This window comes from Spirosoma pulveris (assembly GCF_054781875.1).
Genome location: NZ_BAAGTO010000001.1, coordinates 1917618 through 1938217 on the forward strand (window position 1 = coordinate 1917618; position 20600 = coordinate 1938217).

Sequence of the window (20600 nt, forward strand, 5' to 3'; positions counted from 1 at the left end):
CTTCGTTACGTTCTATAGAAATTTAAGAAAATTTAAGGCCACTTGTGCCAATGGCCGGTTAGCCTGAGTAAGGATTTCTAATTTTGATACTTTTACAAACCCCCGTTATGCACTATTCTGCCTTTACCCGGCAGTCTGCTAAACTTTATTACAATTCATGAGTCACACCCGTTTTTGTTTGTTGTCTCTTCTTATTCTATCCATTGGCGCGTTGACTGGCTGTTCCAGTCCGGTCGATAAACTAGACGAACAGATAAGTAGTGCCCTGGAGAATGACAACACCATTGACGTGACCGAAGCCGATGCCCTGCGCGTTTTTGTTTCGCAGGAAAGCAAGACGCTCGGCGATGATAAAAAAACGGCAGCCTTGCTGACCCCCGACGGCAAAATTGACGAATCGGCGCTGGTGGCTTATATCAAACGCAATCGAACGTACCGGAAACTGGCAAAAGACGGTAAAACACCCACGGTGTCCCTTTCAGGAGCCGTAGCGTCCAGCAAACCGCTTCGCCTGAAAGTATATCTCGAGGCCAGCGGCAGCATGTTTCCTTACGACGCTCCCGGTGGAAATGGTGCCTTCAAACGGACACTCAACGATGTGCTGACCGAATTCGATGCGGTAAACCCCGGCCAGGGAAAGCTCTTTGTCGTAAATACGGAAATCAACGACCTGGGCCTTTCGCTGCCCCAGTTCTTCAAACAGAATGACATATTTACGGTCGCCAAAACGAAAGGTAAAACCAGCAGTACCGACTTTGAAGGTATTTTCAGTGACATTCTACGAAATACCGCCGGCGATGATCTGAGCATACTGGTTTCGGATTTGATCTATTCCGATCCGAGTCTGGCGGGAATGAGCGCTCAGAAAACCCTTGATGCCGCCAGCTCGCTGCTGACAACGGTTTTTAACCCCTACGCCAGTACCCACTCGATGCTGGTTATAAAGCTAAAATCCGACTTCGACGGCACGTACTACAGTTGGAATAACGCAAAGAAGAAATACAAGGGCGAACGCCCCTACTACCTCTGCCTGATTGGCCGCAATGAGACCATGCAGCGGCTGTATCAGGACAATACGTACCAGACCATCCGTCGTTTCGACCAGTTACCCGGCTATTCCGACTCGTGGTTCTTTGGCCGGGATACCAAAGCCATTACGCCGTTCTACAGCATACTGGTGAATGATCCCGCCCGCAAAGGCCGGTTCAAACGTTCGGATGAGGAAGTCCGCAGCCACGCCAAAGCCATCCACAGTCTGGAAAACATACAGCCCGACGTTACTGACAAGAGCCTGACGATTCCGATAGCCGTCGACTTATCGGCACTACGTTTGCCCACGTCGTTACTGACCGATCCCGGCCAGTACACCGTTGACGGTAAGGACAACTTTAAGGTTTCGGCGGTGCAGGCCTACTCCGGGGCCAATGGTACCACGCATAAACTACTACTAACAGCCGAAAAACCGGCTCGTGGTGAGCGGACAGCCACCATCCGGCTACGTCGCCAGTTTCCGCCCCGGTGGATCGCCAGCACCAACACAACCGACGATGCCACTCCGGATGCCAATTCAACCTTTGGTATTCAGAACCTGCTACAGGGTGTCGAGCGCGCCTACAACCCCAACAACCAAACCGAATATTTCACGCTAATAATTAATTTAGAATGAGTGAGAGAAATTTAAAGAGCGAAAGAGCAAAAAGCCGACGCGAGTTCTCTTTCACTCATTCATTCTTTTCGCTCTTTCGCTCTTTCGCTCTTTAATCCATGGAAGAATCACTTTATAACTTTTACAACCTGTTCGTTAATGGCAGCCTGCTCGAAGATCTGTATCAGGAAGAGCTGCTTTCACCGCTGACCTGGACGGCCATTGGTCTTGCTTTCCTCGTTGCGTTTGCTTTTTACATCTGGCCATTCAACAAGGTAAGTTTTAGTGGTATGGGCAGTTGGCTGCTGATGATGGGCGTTAGTGCGCTGATTCTCTTCGTCATTACGCTCATCACCTGTTACCAGAAAGCCAACCAGGAAATTGCCCGCGACGAAGCCGACCCCGACCAGGGCACCCTCTTCGATCAGGGCGTCAGTGTATTTCTCAGCTATGCCTTTGAGATGGCCTTGCTAACGGCGCTAATCTTCTTTATCATTTCTATGGTGCTGAAAAATTTCAGTAAGAACGCCAAACATCGGCCCATGCTGTGGCCTTCGAAATAAACTGTTAGCCATAGAGACGCGCGGAGAAGCTCGGAGTTATACAGAGCTCTTTTTTAAATTAAAGAGCGAAGTTTTCTCTGTGTAACTCCGAGTTTCTCCGTGCATCGCTGTGGCCCAAAAACAAAAAACATGGCTAAATTATTTGTATTCGCCATTGGCGGAACCGGCTCTCGGGTGCTGAAAGCCCTCACGTTTTTGCTGGCGTCGGGCGTGAAACTCAACAATACAGACGAGGTTATCCCCATTGTGCTGGACCCTCACGCTACTAATGACGACCTGCTGAGAACCAAAGATCTGCTGCGCGAATACGGCAACATTCGGGCGGGTTTACAAACGAAACCAACAGCGGGCTTCTTTGGTACAGAAATAAAAACCCTTAACCGGTCCATTGGCGGTAACGCAACCATTGCCGATACCTACGTCTTTGAATTACAGGGCGTTCAACAGGAGAAATTTCGGGATTACATCAATTACGAAGGACTCGACGGTCCCAGTAAAGCCTTTGCCAGTTTGCTGTTTTCGGAAGAAAATCTGGAAACCAAAATGGACATTGGCTTCGTTGGCAATCCCAATATTGGCAGTACGGTACTGAACCAGTTTCGTTACTCGGATGTGTTTCAGGCCTTTGCCGAAAACTTTGGGGCCAATGACCGGATATTCATTGTCAGCTCTATTTTTGGCGGCACGGGGGCGGCTGGCTTCCCCATCCTTCTCAAGAACATTCGGGGCGCTCAGGCCATTGGTCAGATTCCGAATCCGGCGTTTCTAACTAATGCTAAAATCGGGGCGGTAACGGTGATGCCGTATTTTAGCCTGACGACCAATGAGAATAAACTTATCGATCCGGCCTCGTTCATTGCCAAAACCAAAGCCGCGCTGAACTATTACCAGAAAGGCGTTAACCCCTCCGTCAACGCGCTTTATTACATTGGCGACGACCAGACGAAAGCGTATACCTACGACCCCGGTGCGGGTGGGCAGAAAAACGAAGCCCACTTTGTGGAAATGGCATCGGCCCTGGCCATTGTCGACTTTATGAATACCGACGACAGCAGCCTGGCCGTGGCGAACGGACGACCTACCAACCCGGTATATAAAGAGTTTGGGATCGAGCAGGATGGCATCAGTATACAGCTGGGCAACCTTGCCGGTGCCACGAAGCAAGTGATCAACTTGCCCCTCTCGAAAATGGCCCTGTTCAGCACTTACCTGAGCCAGCGCCTGCGCCAGGCGGCCGGAACGGTGCAGTGGTCGAAGGGAAACCCGCAGATTTCTACTTCTTTCCTGAATTCAGGTTTTTTCAACAGTGTCAAAAATTTCGATGCAGCTTTTCGGCAATGGTTGGTTGAAATGCGTCAAAACAAACGGTCGTTTGAGCCATTTCTGCTCGATGCGGCTAACCTAGGCCATACCGTCCGGGGTTTTGAGCCGAAAAAGAAAGGGATCTTCGGCGGTGAGTCCGATGTAAAACTCGACATCGTCGATGACCTTGACCAGACACTCAATAAAACCGCCGAAGGCAAAGCCTATGCTACCGAAGCGGATAAATTTATTCAGTTATTTTCGGAAGGCACCGAGCGGTTCGTTCGCGAGCGGCTCCCGAAAGTAATGGACTACTAGACCTTAGTGGCGTTAGTCAAAGTCACTAAAAATTAAAAAACATGCCAACAACATTCAGTTTACATAACCCTACTCCCGGTCTGCACTGGTACGTCAGCAAGCCCCTCGGCACCGACCAGATCGCGGCCATTCGTGACCCGCAGGGTGGTCAGACGGTGAAGCAGCCAACCTCCATTCCCAGCCCGTTTGCACGGATGGACCTGGTACGGTCGGCCTTTCTAAACCTGTCGCTCAAACCCGACCTCAGCGGCACCAGTAACGACCAGCGCATTGTGTCGGACTGTCTGGATGTGGGGCAGCTGTTTTTCAATTACGACAAGCTCAAAACCTTCGTTACCATTACCCCGTTCGACATCCGCACAGACCTCACCCGTCTGCAACAGTCGACCAGTCTGGGGCATAAACGGCTCGGCGATGCCTTAAAACTGTTTCTTGACCAGGACGCGGCCGAATACAATTTCAATGCCATCAACCGGCTGTTTGTGCTGAGTTATCGGGGGCGGGTAGTGGGCGGAACATCGCCTAAAACCTTGTTCTTTAGTTCGGGAAATGACCTGAGCTGGGTTGATGTTACCATGGGGAACGACCGACTGTTCGACGCATCGGTTTGCCCCCTGCATGAGCGCGACATCGAGTATCAGAAGTTCTGGTATGCGATCAAACTGTTCATGCCCAACTTCCGCGATCAGTTCCGCGAAGTGGACGACTACCTGAACCGCAGCCGGGCACTCCTGCAACAGCAGAACCCGACCATGTTTTACGAACATATCGAATCGCATAACGGTCAGCCGCTGTTAACACGCGAGCAGTTCGATCAGGATTTCGACGAGCTGACTACCGGCCCCGGCGATGTCGTTGAAGTGCTGGGCTTTCCGTTGCGCAAAAAGAAATCAGACGCCCGCGCCATCGACAAGGTAAGTGACTTCATCATCAAGTCCGACAAGTACGCTCGTCTGAATCCAAGCCAGCCGCGTCCTATGGCGCTGCAAAACCGCTTTTTCCGGCAGTTTACGTACGTACCGCAGGCGCAGTGGAACTCCAACACACCCGTTCCCTTCTACGCCCGCGAGTCGTGGCGTGAGAACCAGCGGCCCCTGCCCGGCCAGCCGGGTAATTACCCCTGGCTGACGGTCAGCGATTTTCTGGAGCCGTACCTCATCCGGTTACCCTTCCCTACAGACCGGGGCCGATTCTTTGATGGTAATCTGCAAGCATCTGCTATCGAAAAGGGATTTCTCCTACCGCTTAAGAAAGACTTCTTCGACTTCTTCGACGTAGAGGATCTGCTAACCGGACGCGTCCGGCTTAAAATGGTTCCACAGGCTGGCGGCATCAACGTTACGCTCGATATCCCCGTTACGGCTCCTAACCAGCCGGGAAATCAGTTTATCACTTTCGAGCGACTGTACAGCCAAACCGTTGGGATGTCCAATGCACCCAATGAATTGACGAACGAAGGTATCATTGTCGAGAACTCATTCACGGTCAATATTTATCCCTTTGTCCGCTCGGGTTCGGTTCCAGTCCCTGCCGATTACCGCGTTCAATTGATCGAGTCTGGTTTCGATAGCCAGAACCAGTACGACCTGACCTATTTTCGGCAGCAGACCAATGCCGAAGTGAAGGTCGAATCGAAACACCAGCGTACCGTTCGGCAGCAAAATACCGATGGATCGAGTGTGTATTATGTCCTGCGCGAAGAATTCGATTACCTGCAAACGCACATTCGTGGCGATGGGCGTGACATGAATGGCGTCCTCATTCCACGTTGGCAGGAGTATAATGGCGGCAGCAAACAGTTTGAGTTTTCGGTGGATTTTGGCACGACCAACACCCACGTCGAATACAAAGTGGATGGCAGTTCGCCCCGGCCGTTCGACGTTGCCGAGCTAACCCCGCAGGTAGCGACGCTGGTAGCTCCGGCGCAGTATAACCCGGCTCTTTTTGAGTTGTTCCTGCTGTACGATCTGGAGTTCGTTCCACCAACTATCGGCCCCGGCCGACCCGATAATTTCCCGACGCGGACGGCCATTGCCGAGCCCATGAACCTGAGTTTCAACCAGCAGACGCAGGCCCTGGCCGACTTCAACATCCCGTTTTACGTAGAGCGGCAACCGGCCGGTTTCAACCGCATCACAACCAACCTGAAATGGGCCAAAACCAGCGACCAGACCGAACGACGCGTGGAAGCCTTCCTGGAAGAGTTACTGATGCTCATCAAGAACAAAGTCCTGACCGAAGGCGGTAATCTGGCTCAGACAACCGTATACTGGTTCTTCCCGGCCAGCATGACACCGGGCCGTGTGAGCCAGCTACGCGCCGACTGGCAGCAGCTTTACGACCGCTACATTGGCGGGGCGGCCGGACGGCTGCGCGAGGTGTCGGAGTCGGTGGCACCGTTTTACTACTATAAACAGAACCCAACGTTGAGTGCATCGGCGCGACCGGTCATTAACGTCGATATTGGCGGTGGTACGTCTGACGTTGTGGTGTACGAGCGCAACGAACCTAAGTTGCTGACGTCGTTTCGGTTTGCGGGGAACGCCATTTATGGCGATGCCTTCAGTGAGTACGGGGCCGCCAGCCACAACGGGTTTATCCGTAAATATGCCGACCGCATACAGACCCTGCTCGACAGCCAGAGTCTTGGCAACCTGAGCGATAATAACCGGCGGATGCTGGACACAAATCGTTCGGAAGACATCATGGCCTTTTGGTTCTCCATTGAGAAGAGCAACGATGTGAAAGCCAAAAACATGCTGTCGTTCAACGGGATGCTGGCCAAAGACGAAGACCTGAAAATAGTGTTCGTGCTGTTCTACACGGCTTTGCTGTACCACGTTGCCCGGCTCATGAAACACCGGGGCATTGGTCTGCCGGGGGCCATCACCTTCAGCGGTACGGGGTCAAAAGTGCTGACAATTATCAGTGCCGACGATCAGATGCTGGGCAAACTGGCGCGGGCAATTTTCGAGAAAGTGTACGATAAAGCCTACGATACCAGCGGCCTGACACTGTTTTACGAGCGAAAAGGACCGAAAGAAGTTACCTGCAAGGGGGCTCTGATGCAACCGGCCAACAACCGGCCGGTCGATACTGAAGCGATCAGCTATGTGTATCCGGCCACATTCGATGACGAGTTTGAGTCGCTCACTTACGCCGACCTGCGGAAACCAGAGGTGGTCGAGTCATTGCTCAAGGAAACCAATGCGTTCATCGACTTTTTCTTTGCGATCAACCAGCAATTCAGCTTCGTCAGGAACCTGAACGTGTCGTCGCGGTCGCTGGTTGTTGCCCAGCAGGAGCTAAGGACCCATCTGGACACCTCGCTCATGGACGGCATCCAGCGCAAAGAGGGCGATGTAGTGGCGGAGTACAGCGGCATGACCGATGCACTGGGGGCGCCCATTGAAGAAACGCTGTTTTTCTACCCGCTCATTGGCGCGATCAACAAACTAGCGAACGCGCTGGCGTAGTACCGGGTCGTACGGGCCAATCGCGCTGGCCCGGCGGTACCCTTCTGTCTTGTACAACTCATTCATTTTACACAACCGGGCCAGCGGCTCGGCACGACAATGAACCTATTACAATGTACGTTTCGAACGACAGTTGTTCTACTCGCGTCAGCTTCGATCAGCTTCGCCCAGAATGTGAATCAGGCAGCTGTTGATACCCTGACGAAAGATGTGGCTATTGCGGTCTTCGCGAAGATAAGCCAGCCCAAAGCCCAGGAAATCTATGCACAGCTGCTCGCCTGCGATGATGGCTGCGACCCGCAACAGGTGATTCGGGGAGTTGGAAGCTGGGATCAGGTGGGTGCCAAGATGCAGGAGCTGAGTGAATTGAAAAATACCGCTCGTTTTGTGAGCCTTCCGCCCGAAGAAGCCAACGCGGCCATCCGAAGGCAGCTGGCAATATTCTACGAAAAATACAAAAGCGACAAGAATTACGGAACACCACTGAGCCCGAGCGTACAGGCGCTCATGCTGGCTAAAATTGACGCCATGCTGCCCCCCGCCGAGTCTCAACAGGCAGCGGCACCGGCCCAGAGTTCCGCCACCGCTGCGCCAGTAGCCGAAGAGGAAGACACGGGTATAAACCCGGCCGCCCTTCAGCTAAGTCAGCTGGAACGCCAGGCAAAAGAGGCTGAGAAAAAGCAACTCTGGATGTTGCTTCTGGGGGCTGTTGGCGGCTTGATCTTGGGGGCAGGTGCCGTTTACCTGCTGGCTTACCGTGGCCAGCAAACCGAAGTAGACCGACTGCTCAGAGAGAATAGAAAGTTAAGCAAAGAGAATGACGGGCTTCGCAACAAACCCGTCAATGAGACTCGAAAGCCACAAGGTGATGTTGCGCAGAAAGCCAGCGCTTTCGACGCTATCGCGGCTGAGTTAGGGACAGACAACCCATTAGCGATTATCCGGCAATTAAAGAAACTGACCGACACCCCCGGTGCCGGCCCGGCCCCTAAAGCGTTTCCGAGAGCCCGACAGAGCGAGTCTGCGGTTGAGCCGACCCCACCCCGACCTACGCCTGTTCAAAAGCAAACCGTTAATGTGCAGGCACCAGCACCAATGCCTGCGCCAATAATTACACCGACACCGACACCGGCACCTACCCCGGCACCGGTTCAGCCAGTGGTGTTTTACTTTCCACCGCCCGATCCAAACGGACAGTTCGACAGCCAGCACAAAGCCGATACGCTCTCACCGGAATCGGCTTATCGGTTCAGCATCGACGCTAAAAATCCATCCCTGGCGACCTTCCGGTTTGAAGCGGAGCCGGGCCGGGTGGCGCGTTTTTTAACATATCGAAACTACATGATCGAACCCGCCTGCGACAGCGAAAACAGTTATATGACCTCACACACCCGCATCAGCATGCGTCGGGATGGCGAGGCCGTATTGGAAAACGGCTCGTGGCGCGTGAAAACCAAAGCCCTGATCCGGTATGAGTAAACGCTTATTTCAATAAACACTCAACGAATGAAACGACTACTCATCCTCTTTCTCCTTCTCGGCAACCTGTTCTATCTGGCGGGCTGTTCGGGATGCTCGCGGTCGGGTAGTCATCAGCCACGACGGAGCAAACGAAACAGTACCGCCAAAACGGAACAACCACCGTCAGAAAAGCCCCCTGCCCCCGACCGGCAACCCACGCTCACGAAAATAGGCAGCGGCCCCACAGAAGTGACCATGAGCAAGGAAAACGGCGTATATACCGTACCTGTTATTGTGAATGGAACGCGCATGAAGTTTATCCTGGATACCGGAGCCAGTCTGATTTCCATCTCAGCCACCGAAGCCGAATTCATGATGAAGCAGGGAACAATAACAGACGACGATGTTGTTGGGCAAGCCCGCTTTCAGAATGCCAATGGCGATATATCGCCCGGCGCTATCATTCGGCTCAGATCGGTACAGATTGGAAACCGGGTGCTCGAAAATGTCAACGCCAATGTTGTGAGCACTGCCAAAGCCCCCTTGCTGCTTGGCCAGTCGGCGTTATCTAAATTTGGTAAAATTTCAGTAGATTATCGACGTAATATTGTGACGTTCGATTGAAATTCTGTGTTTTACTAAAATTATAGAATTAAGCCTGTCCTTCTTCCATGACCGAAACTGAACTGACCGATCGACTTCGTGAAGCTATTGTGCTTTATGGCCCTGACGTTTGGCGTACCAATGGCTACCTTAAAGACGCCCTCAAAGCGGGCTTATCGGAGGAGGATGCCATTAAACGCGCCAATGATGTGAATCAGGAAGTGGCGAACAATAGTCTGTTATTTCAGAATATACAGACGCGCATTGCCCGACTGACAATGCCAGCCCGAAGCCAGTACATCGAACAGGATATAAATCAGATTATCAACGCAGCCGTTTCCTTAAAGTTATCGCCCGATTTTGTCAAAAACCGATGGATACCAACAGTGTTGCAACGACTGGAAGTGGCGTCGAAACCAATACGCACCGAACCCATTATTGCACCTGCTCCCAAACCGGCCGAAACACCTACGTTTGAGGAACTCATTGATCGCAGACCGGAACCACCCAAAACCGTTATTCCTGAACCAACGGTAACAAAACCGGCTCCTGTTATTCCTGCCGCCAGAACCGAAACGGCGGTAACGAGACCCGCTCCGGCTCCTCAGCCAGTTATAGCCAAACCGACCCCACCTGTTCCGGTTCCTGACCCTGTGGTGACCAGACAGGCTCCTTCGCCCGTTAACCGACCAACAACTACCAGACCGGCCCCCGTGGTTGTCCCGCCAACGCCCCCGCCAACGCGGTCAGTTACCCCACAAAAACCGGCCCCATCCAGCCCAATTACCGAGCGCCCGCCGGTTGTTCGGTCTTTCACGGCTACACCGGGCCGCGTCCGAAAAGGCCAGCCCGTTACCTTGGCCTGGTCGGTAGACAATCTGCTGGCGGTCACGATCGACGATTTGGGAGAGGGCCTTTCACCCGTTAACCGAGGGTGGGTAAAACCAACGAAAACGACTGATTACACCCTTTTCGACGCCAACAATAACCCATTGAGTACCGTGCGGGTGGTGGTTATCGAGCCGGACCGAAGCGGCATTTACGGCGTTCTGTTTGCATTGGCGTTGCTGGCGGGTATCTACTGGTACATCAAACGAAATAATTCGCAGGAGCCGGAAGATGAGCCAAAGGCCAGAACAGAACAGACAACGGAACCCTCATCGGGCAAGCGTAAAGATCGCAAACGCAGTGTTAATCAGACGCAGGCACAAGCACCAATAGAAGTCAGGCCGGACGAAGAGACTTACATACCACCGGACATGGCCTATAAGCCTGACGTCCCCGTTGTGGAGAAGCCTAAAAAGGCAGACCCGCCCGTCAGGAAACAGCCCCAGGAAGAGGTAGCCACGTCGGAGTCCGAGCCCAAACCTAAACCAGCGACCCCCGCCGACGCCCGGCAGGGAAAATACAAGGAAGCCTTTGGGGATAAACCTTACGACAAAGTGGAACTGGGTACCGATGAACGGGGCTGGCGTCGCGCCCGGAGCCAGGGCCGTTGGGGATTTATCAACGAACAGGACGAATGGGTGATCAAGCCCGAGTATGAAGCGGTTACACCGTTTCGGGGCAACAACGCTGCTGTTTTTCAGAATGGACAACTCATGACGATCAACCGGCAGGGCGAGCAGGTGAAAAACTAAGTTGTGACGTTTCCGTGGTGTTAGTCCCGGCACTCCTCTCCTCACAATCCCAGCGTGACTGTCAACTTCTGAAACGCGACCCAGTAGGCCGAGGAGGTGAAGCCAATGCCATTGCCGGGGAAAATTTTGACCGGATAAGGACTACTGCGAATTTCCTGAGCGTTGATGTAAAAATGCAGGGCACTTCCGCGTCGCTGAATGGTGAGCCGGTTTCGATTCTTCTCCACCGATACCCCTGGCGACATAAAATCGGCGGGCATGTAATCACTAAATGTTCGGCCATTAGCAACGCGAACTACGGCCACCTCCCCTTTTGCATTCAGCATAAAGGCGTTATAATTAAGCGAATCCCGAACGCCAAACAACAGGCCACCCGACGGTACCTGTCCAGAATCGGCCAGCATATCAACCTTGATCGTGTACTGATCTGCCGCGTTCAGGTTGATTTCGTTGGGTAGTTCGACGGCACTGAAAGATATCGCCTGCGTATTAGCCGCGCGCTTGCGGATGCTATACTGCCCTAAGCCAATCTGGTAATAATAATCACCCTGGATGCCCGCTCGCCAGCCGTTTCGGTTGGTCGCAAAATCACCTGTAAACGCCGGTCTGAATTCAGCCGTTCCTGTTGTTAATGGGCTCCTGCCGGTTACCGGCTGAATTCGCTCGGCAACCGTCGTAGTCGAACTCTGTGTCGGCGTAACGGCTTCTGTCCGAACCTGTTCGGGTTGCCGAACAGACGGGAGGGGTTTGAGCGTGACGTGCTGCCACTCACTGGAAGCCGAAAAAATAGCTGTTTTAGGCTGTCGACCTCCCGACTGGGCTAATGTATTTGAAACGAACAGGGTCATACACCCAAGGATCAGAAATAAGCGCATAAATAAACCGGGACAAAGACTGCCTAAAATGAATACCGCACTACCGCCGTTGGCTGGCCAGCCTGAAGGCCAGGACGAAGCATAAGGTGTTTAAAACGCTGTGCTTCGTTCTGTGTCTGGCTGTTACGCAACCCTTTTATAAACGTCAGCACCACATCTGCAGCGGCTACGGCAAGGGCACCCCGAGTAGCCAGAAAATACCGCTGATGATGCGAATTGGCCGTTTGGTAATATGGTTCCCCAGCTGCCCTATTCTTCTGCTGTTCGTAAATAGAATAGGCATCCTGAGACTTCGTTCGTTCCGCAAACCCGTAAATAAGCAACCCATAAAAACCAACCGTCACCAACGGGCGCAAACCAATTTTAGACGTTGGTGTCTGAACGAAAATATTGCCCATACCCGGCGCAACTGCCGAAAGCAGTGCCCACGCCGGTCCTTTGTAATTTATTCTCCAGAGCTTACGACTGCCAGATGTTACAGGGGACTTTGTGTCTACTGACGGGACGGCAGGCTTTTGCGGGGGCTCAGCCTTTGGGCTAGCGGGTGCAGCAACCACTGCTGGTGCGGGTTGGGCTACCGGCGCAAGGGTATCGGCTGTCAAAACGGGTGTTTTTGCGACCGCAACCCTTTCTTGCGGTGATTGCGTTTCGGAAGGCACTGGCATGGCGGGCTTCTCGCTAACCGGAACCGGAATGGGATCAATTTTGGCGGCAGGTTGGGCAGGTACCGCTTCGGGTCGGACCTCTGTTGGCACAGGAGTCGTTACCACCACTTTTGGCGCAGCCGGTGGTTCCTTCAAGGCAGGTGCCGGAGTTGACGCGATTGGATTTCCCGACACACTAACCCGCGCTTTTACCAGAACCCGCGCCTGAATATCTTCATTGAGTGAGTACCCATTGGCCAGAGCCTCCCAAACAATACGGTGGTCGGTACCGGCCATGAGCCGTGTCCCCACATCGCCACTGATGTATTGAGGCAAGATTCGTAACGTACCGCGCAGTCGACTACGTATCTCCAGAAAAACAGAATCCCCGGCTCGGGTATTCAGCAGATCGTACAACACCTCGATGCGCGACGAGTCCACAACCCGAATCCGTACATGGCGTACACGCTCCTGTGCCTGACCCGAACTGGCAACGCATATGCAGGCGATTAAGAGTAAAAGCTGGCGCATAGCGGTTAGTTGGTAACGGTGATTTGACGGGTGGTCGTAAACGTATCATCGCATGAGTTAACGAGAACGAGGGTGACGGTATAGATCCCCGCCTTTTCGTAATTGTAGGTGACGCGCGTACCAACCCGGTTTTTTCCTTTGCCATCGCCGGGGTCCCAACCTACTATGCCGATATCACCTTGTGGATTATCAAGGAAAAAGGTAACGTCTAGCCGGTCGAAGGTGAAGCCAATACCCGCCGAGGGCTTGGCACAGACCGGGAAGTTTTTCTTCTCCAGGTCAAACGGCTCACAAGCGACCGAAGCCAGTACAAGGAGCAATAGACTAAAACGTCTTAGCATAAATAGCTATCTGAGATGTAACAAAACAACTACTCGTTACGTAACTAATACTGAGTAGTATAGCCAAAAAACGTTTAAAGGATTCATTTTTGTGAAAGAGGAAGCGGAACATTTTTCGTAAATTTAAAGAGTCCGACGACATATCAACTCACTGACGTACCCATGCGCTGGTCTGCCAAAACCAAAGATGAACTGGTAGCCGAAATTCAACGGCTGCAGCACGAACGAAACGATGTAACCGTAACTGAAGCGCTGCCCGCCTTCGACGTTCGCCAAACGGTTGACCAACTCAACCTGGTTGGCCTAACCATCGAACGGGATGGAACGCTGAGCTATGCAAACCCATATACCTACCGGGTAACAGCCTGGCAACCGGAGCACATCATCGGCCAGAATTTTTTTGACATTTTCATTCCCCCCGCCGAACGCGCCAAACTCGAAGCTGAATTTGACGACGCACTGACAAAGGGCGGCTTTCCTGAGCAAAAAGAAATTACGCTGCTGGCTCGCTCAGGCGCCTTGCGCAATGTACAAGTCAACTCGTTTATAATCAATGGTGCAGACGGCCATGTTTCGTCGTTTACGCTGATTGGTGAAGACGTGACGAACAAACGACGCGTTGCCTCAGCCTTGTCAAACACCAATGCCCAACTGCAAGACCTGGTCGATAACACGTCTGATCTGATCCAGCTCCTGACTCTCGACGGCAAGTTCATCTTTGTGAACCGGGCCTGGCGTGAAGCACTGGGCTATAATTCCGACGAAATAACGGCCCTGAACCTGCGCGACGTTCTGCATCCAGATTACGCCGACAGCACCCTCGGGTTGCTCAAACGAATTCAGGAAGGCGACAAGCTGCCGTACGTCGAAACGGTCTTTCGGACAAAGAGCGGCAAAACACTGTTTCTATCCGGAAGTGTCAACTGCCGGTTCGACAATGGTCGGCCAACGGCTTTCCGCTGCATACTCCACGATACTACGGGTAAAATACGGGCCGAGAAATCGCAGAAACTGTATTACAGCATTGCTAACTGGACCATCAATACGCCCAACCTCGGCGAATTTTATCATAAGATTCATGAGGAGTTAGGGAATATCATCGACGCCCGCAACTTCTTCATTGCTCTGTACGACTCCAGTAAAACGTACCTATCGTTTCCCTACTACGTAGATGAGTACTTTGGCGGAAATATGCGATTTACCAAGCGAAAGCTCGGAAATGGCCTGATCGAGTACACCATTCTGGCCAATAAACCGCTGTTTCTCTACGAAAAAGACATCCGTAAACTGGCCGATCAGCACCAGGTTGACCTCTATGGTCAGCTTCAGCCGCAGGTAATGCTCACGGCTCCGCTCCGGATCGGGGAGGAGATTACAGGCATCATCGGGGTAAAATCGTACGACGACGCGCAAACCTACGGCCCCCGCGATCTCGAGTTGCTGGAATTCATCTCGGGACAGGTAGCGCTGGCCATTGCCCGCAAACAGTCCGAAGCCCGGCTCGACAAACAGAATGCCCGCCTGAATGCCATCTTCGACAGCAGCACCTACCTGATCTGGTCGGTCAATAAATCGTTGAAACTGACATCTTTTAACAAAAACTACGCCCGGCTGATCGAGTACCAGTTAAATGAATCGCCATCTATTCAGGCCAGTGCTCCCGACCTGGGCTGGCGGATGATTGGAGAAGATAACCGCAAAAACCTGGAAGACCGCTACCGGCAGGCATTCCGGGGCTTTGCCCAGAATTTCGAGTTGTTCTTCGAGACGCCCAAGGGCGAAACGTACCTCGAATTTCACCTGAACCCGATTCTGCTGGCGGGGGGCGTCATTGACGAAGTGTCTGGCATTGCCCGCGACATTACCAACCGTAAACGGGCTGAAATTGCCACGCGGCAGAGTGAGGAAAAATTCCGGGGTATTTTCGAAAATTTGCAGGACATCTACGCCCGTGTAGATCGTAAAGGGCGTATTACCATGATTAGCCCGTCGGTGTTCAAACGGATGGGCTATACGCCGGACGAGGTGCTGGGTCAGGAAATCACTAAGTTTTTCATCGACGAGAACGACATTCGGCATGCCATGTTCAAACTGGGTCGCAACCGTAGCCTTCGGAACTTCGAGGCCAGCATGCGCCGGAAAGATGGCAGCGAGCGGCAATTCATGTTCAACATGCTGATGTTGAACGAGGGACCCGGCAGCGACTCGGTAGTGGCCGTCCTGGCGCGCGACATCACAGAGCTCAAACGCCAGTCGGCGGAACTGGTGAAAGCTAAAAACGAGGCCGAACGGTCATTGAAGGTGAAAGAGCAGTTTCTGGCCAACATGAGCCATGAAATCCGGACACCCATGAACGGTATTATCGGGATGATCGACCTGCTCAACGATACAAAGCTGGACGAGGAGCAGCGCAGTTACGTCAAAACGGTAAAACGTTCATCGGAAACCTTGCTGAACATCCTGAATGATATTCTGGATCTATCGAAAATCGAAGCCGGCAAAATGGTGCTCCACGAAGCACCGGTGGCCTTCAAAGAGATTTTTGAAAAGCTTATTGCCTTATTCGGGCAGCAGGCAAACTCCAAAAACAACGAATTGACGTATCACATTGGCCCCGACCTCCCCACGTTTGTTATTGCCGACCAGACTCGACTCCTGCAGGTGTTGTCGAACTTAACATCCAACGCGATCAAATTTACGGAGAACGGCACCATTCGGGTGGAAGCTTCCCTGATTAGCAAGCGGGGAAAATTCAACCGAATTCGGGTGGCAGTGAAGGATTCAGGAATTGGTATTTCGCAGCAAAACATCAATCTGCTCTTCAATTCGTTCAGCCAGGTCGACACCTCATCGCGGAAATCGTTTGGTGGGACGGGTTTAGGGCTGGCGATCTCGAAAGAGTTAGCCAGTCTGATGAAAGGGGAAATCGGCGTCGACTCGACCGTAGGCATGGGCAGTACGTTCTGGTTTACCGTTGAACTCAAGGAAACGAGCATCAGCCCAACGCAGCAAACAACGGAAGTTGCCGAAATAGCCCTTGCCAACTTTTTCAGTACCTACCACCCCAACGTATTACTGGTAGACGACAACGCCGTAAACCGCAAAGTTGCGAGCGAAATTCTGCGAAAGGCTGGCTGCGTGGTTACTACAGCTGATAGTGGCCCGGCGGCTATCAGCGAGGTAGAGAAACGGGCAGCGGGTGCCGAGTCAGGCTTCGATGTTATTTTCATGGACATTCAGATGCCCGATATGGACGGTGTAGAAACCACCCGAAATCTGCGCAAGCAGTTTGGCAATCAGTTACCAACTATTGTTGCCATGACGGCCTACTCAATGCGGGAAGACCGCGAGCGGTTCATCAGCCAGGGTCTGGACGATTACATTGCCAAACCGATCCGGGCCCAGAGCCTGATTGCGAAAGTAAAAGAACTGACCGATGCCAACCGGGCCAAGCAACAACCTAAACCGCAGGAAACTCCCAAACCAGCGCCTTCTCTAACCGACCCCAAACTGCCGATTATCGATGAAGAAATTGTAGGGCAGCTTCGGGACATTGGTGGTCAGGAATTAGTAGACAGCATCATGGAAGAATTCGTGACCGAGGCTAACGACCTGGTTACGGGTGCGCTCTCGGCATACGACCTCGGCGATATTCCAACCGTAAAAAGTCACTTACACACCCTGAAAGGCAGCGCCGGAACAATTGGCGTGTCTCGCGTGGCGGATATTGCCCGCACTGCCGAAGGCAAGCTCAAAGTGAATGACACCAGTGGGCTATCCGAAGCCCTTCAGGCCTTAAAACAAGCGTTCGAAGAGTTTCTTGACACCTGGAAAAAATAAGAAGGGGGCCTATGTATGCCCCCTTCCAGTAAGTTGCGTGATCGATCAGAAATTTACGTCTGAAAGAGGCTAGGGCTTTTGCAGCAGCAATGCCGACGTTGAGGTGTCGTATTGAAGACGGGCGTTCGTTCCAAACTGAACAAGTTTTGCTTCGGCATTGCTTATGTTTATGGTCACAACATGCCCTGCACTGATCAGCACGTCATCGCACGCTGTCGGCACGCGGCCACAACTCCAGGTAGCCGCTGTGCTCCAGTTTCCGGACGCCAGACTTGCGCAGCTTCCCCGGCTGATAACGATATCGTCCAGCCGAAGCTGGTCCCGCGCCCCCGAAGTACCTACGCCCGTCCAGTAATACTGCCAAAGTAGCTGAATGTAGGGTTTGTTAAGCAGGCTCGCTGGCAGGGCCACCGGGCCAATCACCTGACTATGGCCAGCACTGGCATTACGAACATACTCCACGGGGTTACTCGATGCATCGAGGAGGTCTGTAAATGCCCCACTGTTGCCAACGCGGTACCGCAATCGGATACGGTACTGGCGGGGGTTGGGGGTCACGGTTCCTCCGGTCCACTGTACTGAAGCCTGATTAAGTCCTGTTGTGCGTAAAGCCAGTAAAGCTCCCCCTACGGCACTGGCCGCGAAACCGGGGTTACTACCACCTGTATTGATAAAAGCAATTCCGGAATTGTCCAACCCATTGATACGGGTGCCACTACTGAGGTTATAAGCCCCTGTAACCGTATCGGCAATGGTAGCCGCCAGGGTCGGGTCGGTCTGATTCATTACGACCAGGTGCATATTAGGCGGGTAGCTTCTGGCCGGTGCGGTAGCTGGCCAACTGTTGAACCGGTAGTTGCAGCTGAGCAGCGTAAACGAGCGGGGTTTTAAATTAAAGTTTTCATCTAATTCAAAAACGGCGGTCAGCACTCTGTCCGATGCAGGATTATAGCGATAAGCGGTGTCGGTAGAGACGAGGGTACTCCCTTCCATCCAGGCTTGAAATCGATAGCCTGTCTTTGCTTTGGCTACCAAACGAATTTCATTTCCCTCAAAGTAAACACCGCTCCAGGGATAGGGGTTGGCGGTCACTCCTACGGTGGTGGGCAAAATATCAATGGTGTTGACTTTAACGTAGCCTTGCTCTGTGTCAGAGACATTGACCGTCAAGTTACGGTTAGCGGCCAGGCCAAACTTATTCCGCAGGTGGTCACGAACATAGGCTGGCCGCTGTTCAACAAAGGTTTCTATTTTACCTATATTCACCAGCCATTCGGCGTACGTATTACTGGAAGGCCACCGGTTAAAGTGCTCCTGCATGTGGGGTTGATACTCGTCTTTGAACGAGGTTAGCAGACCAGTCGTTCGAGAGGGCAGAAACGTAGTATTGAGCAGATCGGCGAAGCGATTGATAAAATAACGTTTAAATTCAGGGATGTCGAGCAGCCGCCGGAAGAACAGGGTAAACTCGTTATCGTCGGTAGCCTGATAAAGCGTAGGATAGGCATAGTTATTGACCAGACTAAGGCCATAGTCCATGTCTTTTATCATCCAACGCCAGCGGCCATCCTGTCCACGAGGTGCGTTAGGGACATACTGGCTGGTTTTTTTTCGCCAGGAAAGCTGGTTATTGTTTGGCCAGTCACTATTTGCCGAATAGACTTCGGCTATCTGGTAGTCAGCTAAATTGTCAACATCAATCTGTGTTTTCGCGTATGTGTAATCGACAGGGCTATTTTGTTCAAAATACCTTTTCAGCTCATTGTATTTAACCAGGTCACCTTCGTCGGCCGAGTAACCAAATCGAATATCAACCAAGTCCACGCTATCGGGATTAACAGCGAAGTTCCGGTTTAAATAATATTTATCGTACCGCTCGTTGAGGATGTGAACGCCCCAATATTCGCCATTGAGGAATACAACGCTTGGTCGGCTCGACTGGGTTTCGACGTTCAAATGGCGCACCATCGTTTGCATATAGGAGTCGATCATCAGGCTATACCCCCAGTCATTTCCGCTGTTCCGTAACATCAGCCGGTTGTAAAACACCGAAGAGGGTCGATTGGAGAAAAACGGATACTGAAAATCTGTGTCGCCATACAGCCGCAAACTTTTTCGGGGAAACGCCCGCGAACAACCGCCGTGTATGCGTAACCCAATCGGCTGATTGATGATCGACGCGTTATTGAGGAAAAACTCTACGTTGCCGGGCCGCTCCCAAGCCTCACCTTCCATGGTATAATTGGCAACTGTACAAAACTCGGCGGGGCCACCGGGATACGTTGTCCGCCAGTTGTCAAATACGGCCCCGGCAGCATAAATACCTGTGTTGTAATCGAACAGGTGTTTTTCGTTCAGCGTAATGGATACGACCGGCAGCGAATAACGGTTTGTTGACGGAGTAACAAAGTAGGTTTGCGTAACGATATCGCTGGCTATCGAATTAGCTCGGTAAGCTACTGCCCGTACAACGGTCCCTTTAAAAACGGGCGTCGTCGGGAAATAGCCGGGAGCGAAATGATATGTAGACGACTTTACAGAGAGACTGTTCGCGCTGCTGGTCCGATCACTGATGGGAATAGCCCCCGTGTAGGTATAAGTTCTGAACGACCCGGACAACATAGGTCCAAAAGGCTGACCGGGTTGATCGGGATAACTGTTTTTGTACGGAAATGAAACAGCATTGGGATTCGTTGGGTCGGGGTCCGACCCATCCAGCGTGTAATAAATGATAACGGAAGGATCTGCTGCTGTAATCGACAACGTAAAGTCAGCGTTGTAGAAACCGCCTGTTCGTGAAAAAACCGGAGTAGTCACAAACCCTTCATAACCCGTCTTTCCGTTGTTAGACGCTCCGGGGCTTATGTTCGTTCCCTGAAAGTAACGCCAGGCAGCACTCCCATCAGGCTGCCTCCCTAGTGAGACGTCTGTACGTTGTGCTCCGAAGCTCATCGTATCAACTTTTGTAACGCCATCAGGACGGTACAAACCGATCTGTTCGCCCTCGGCCCCCAGTTTAAAACTCACATGCAGCGGGCCGCGACTAACTTCTCCGCTGGCCCAGATCAGTAGATACCCATTGGCAGGAATAACGGTTTGGGACGATCCGGCAGGAAGTCTGTACTTAGTTGGCGTATTAAGGTTATCAGTCAGGTAATAGCCCCCAATGTCGACGGGTGTATTCGTTGGGTTATACAGCTCGAACCAGTCTTCGTACGAACCGGTGGTATCGGCCAGTGTACGGCTATTTGAGGCCATCAGTTCATTGATATAAATCTGCTGACCATAACTGGAGAAACTTATTCTTAAGAGAAGGATGAGGATAGTGATTTTACTTTTCATGCTAATTGAATGAACCAAT

12 protein-coding genes are annotated in these 20600 nt (G+C 52.3%); 8 read left to right on the plus strand and 4 right to left on the minus strand.

The window, feature by feature from the left end:
- Positions 1–157: 157 nt before the first annotated feature.
- The 7 genes from ACYVJM_RS07765 (at position 158) to ACYVJM_RS07795 (ending at position 11008) form a co-directional block, all read left to right on the plus strand.
- A complete protein-coding gene (locus ACYVJM_RS07765) occupies positions 158–1666 on the plus strand; it encodes a hypothetical protein (RefSeq protein WP_461147620.1) in 1509 nt (502 codons plus the stop codon).
- Between the two features lie 98 nt (positions 1667–1764).
- The gene (locus ACYVJM_RS07770; RefSeq protein WP_012927835.1) at positions 1765–2208 is read left to right on the plus strand and encodes a hypothetical protein; all 444 of its coding nucleotides are present in this window, start codon (positions 1765–1767) and stop codon (positions 2206–2208) included.
- 129 nt (positions 2209–2337) lie between these two features.
- Positions 2338–3828 (plus strand): hypothetical protein, encoded by a 1491-nt coding sequence (locus tag ACYVJM_RS07775; RefSeq protein ID WP_461147621.1) that lies wholly within the window; start codon positions 2338–2340, stop codon positions 3826–3828.
- Between the two features lie 41 nt (positions 3829–3869).
- A complete protein-coding gene (locus ACYVJM_RS07780; protein ID WP_461147622.1) occupies positions 3870–7304 on the plus strand; it encodes a hypothetical protein in 3435 nt (1144 codons plus the stop codon).
- A 99-nt stretch (positions 7305–7403) separates the two neighbouring features.
- Complete coding sequence (locus ACYVJM_RS07785; protein ID WP_461147623.1) at positions 7404–8783, plus strand: hypothetical protein; 1380 nt, start codon at positions 7404–7406, stop codon at positions 8781–8783.
- A 27-nt stretch (positions 8784–8810) separates the two neighbouring features.
- Positions 8811–9389, plus strand: a complete 579-nt coding sequence (locus tag ACYVJM_RS07790) for a retropepsin-like aspartic protease family protein (RefSeq protein WP_461147624.1) — start codon at positions 8811–8813, stop codon at positions 9387–9389.
- 47 nt (positions 9390–9436) lie between these two features.
- Positions 9437–11008, plus strand: a complete 1572-nt coding sequence (locus ACYVJM_RS07795) for a WG repeat-containing protein (RefSeq protein WP_461147625.1) — start codon at positions 9437–9439, stop codon at positions 11006–11008.
- 41 nt (positions 11009–11049) lie between these two features.
- Here the strand turns inward: ACYVJM_RS07795 and ACYVJM_RS07800 are convergent, their stop codons facing one another.
- From ACYVJM_RS07800 to ACYVJM_RS07810, 3 genes are read right to left on the minus strand one after another with little or no spacing between them, the layout of a single operon-like run.
- Entirely contained in the window at positions 11050–11856 is an 807-nt protein-coding gene (locus tag ACYVJM_RS07800) for a hypothetical protein (protein WP_461147626.1), read from the minus strand.
- Between the two features lie 50 nt (positions 11857–11906).
- On the minus strand, positions 11907–13058 hold the full coding sequence (locus ACYVJM_RS07805) for a hypothetical protein (RefSeq protein WP_461147627.1): 1152 nt from the start codon (positions 13056–13058) through the stop codon (positions 11907–11909).
- 5 nt (positions 13059–13063) lie between these two features.
- A complete protein-coding gene (locus tag ACYVJM_RS07810; RefSeq protein ID WP_461147628.1) occupies positions 13064–13399 on the minus strand; it encodes a PKD domain-containing protein in 336 nt (111 codons plus the stop codon).
- A gap of 162 nt (positions 13400–13561) precedes the next feature.
- Here ACYVJM_RS07810 and ACYVJM_RS07815 point away from each other — a divergent pair, with 162 nt between their 5' ends.
- Positions 13562–17239, plus strand: a complete 3678-nt coding sequence (locus ACYVJM_RS07815; protein WP_461147629.1) for a PAS domain S-box protein — start codon at positions 13562–13564, stop codon at positions 17237–17239.
- Between the two features lie 69 nt (positions 17240–17308).
- Here the strand turns inward: ACYVJM_RS07815 and ACYVJM_RS07820 are convergent, their stop codons facing one another.
- A complete protein-coding gene (locus tag ACYVJM_RS07820) occupies positions 17309–20581 on the minus strand; it encodes a CotH kinase family protein (RefSeq protein ID WP_461147630.1) in 3273 nt (1090 codons plus the stop codon).
- Positions 20582–20600: the final 19 nt, after the last annotated feature.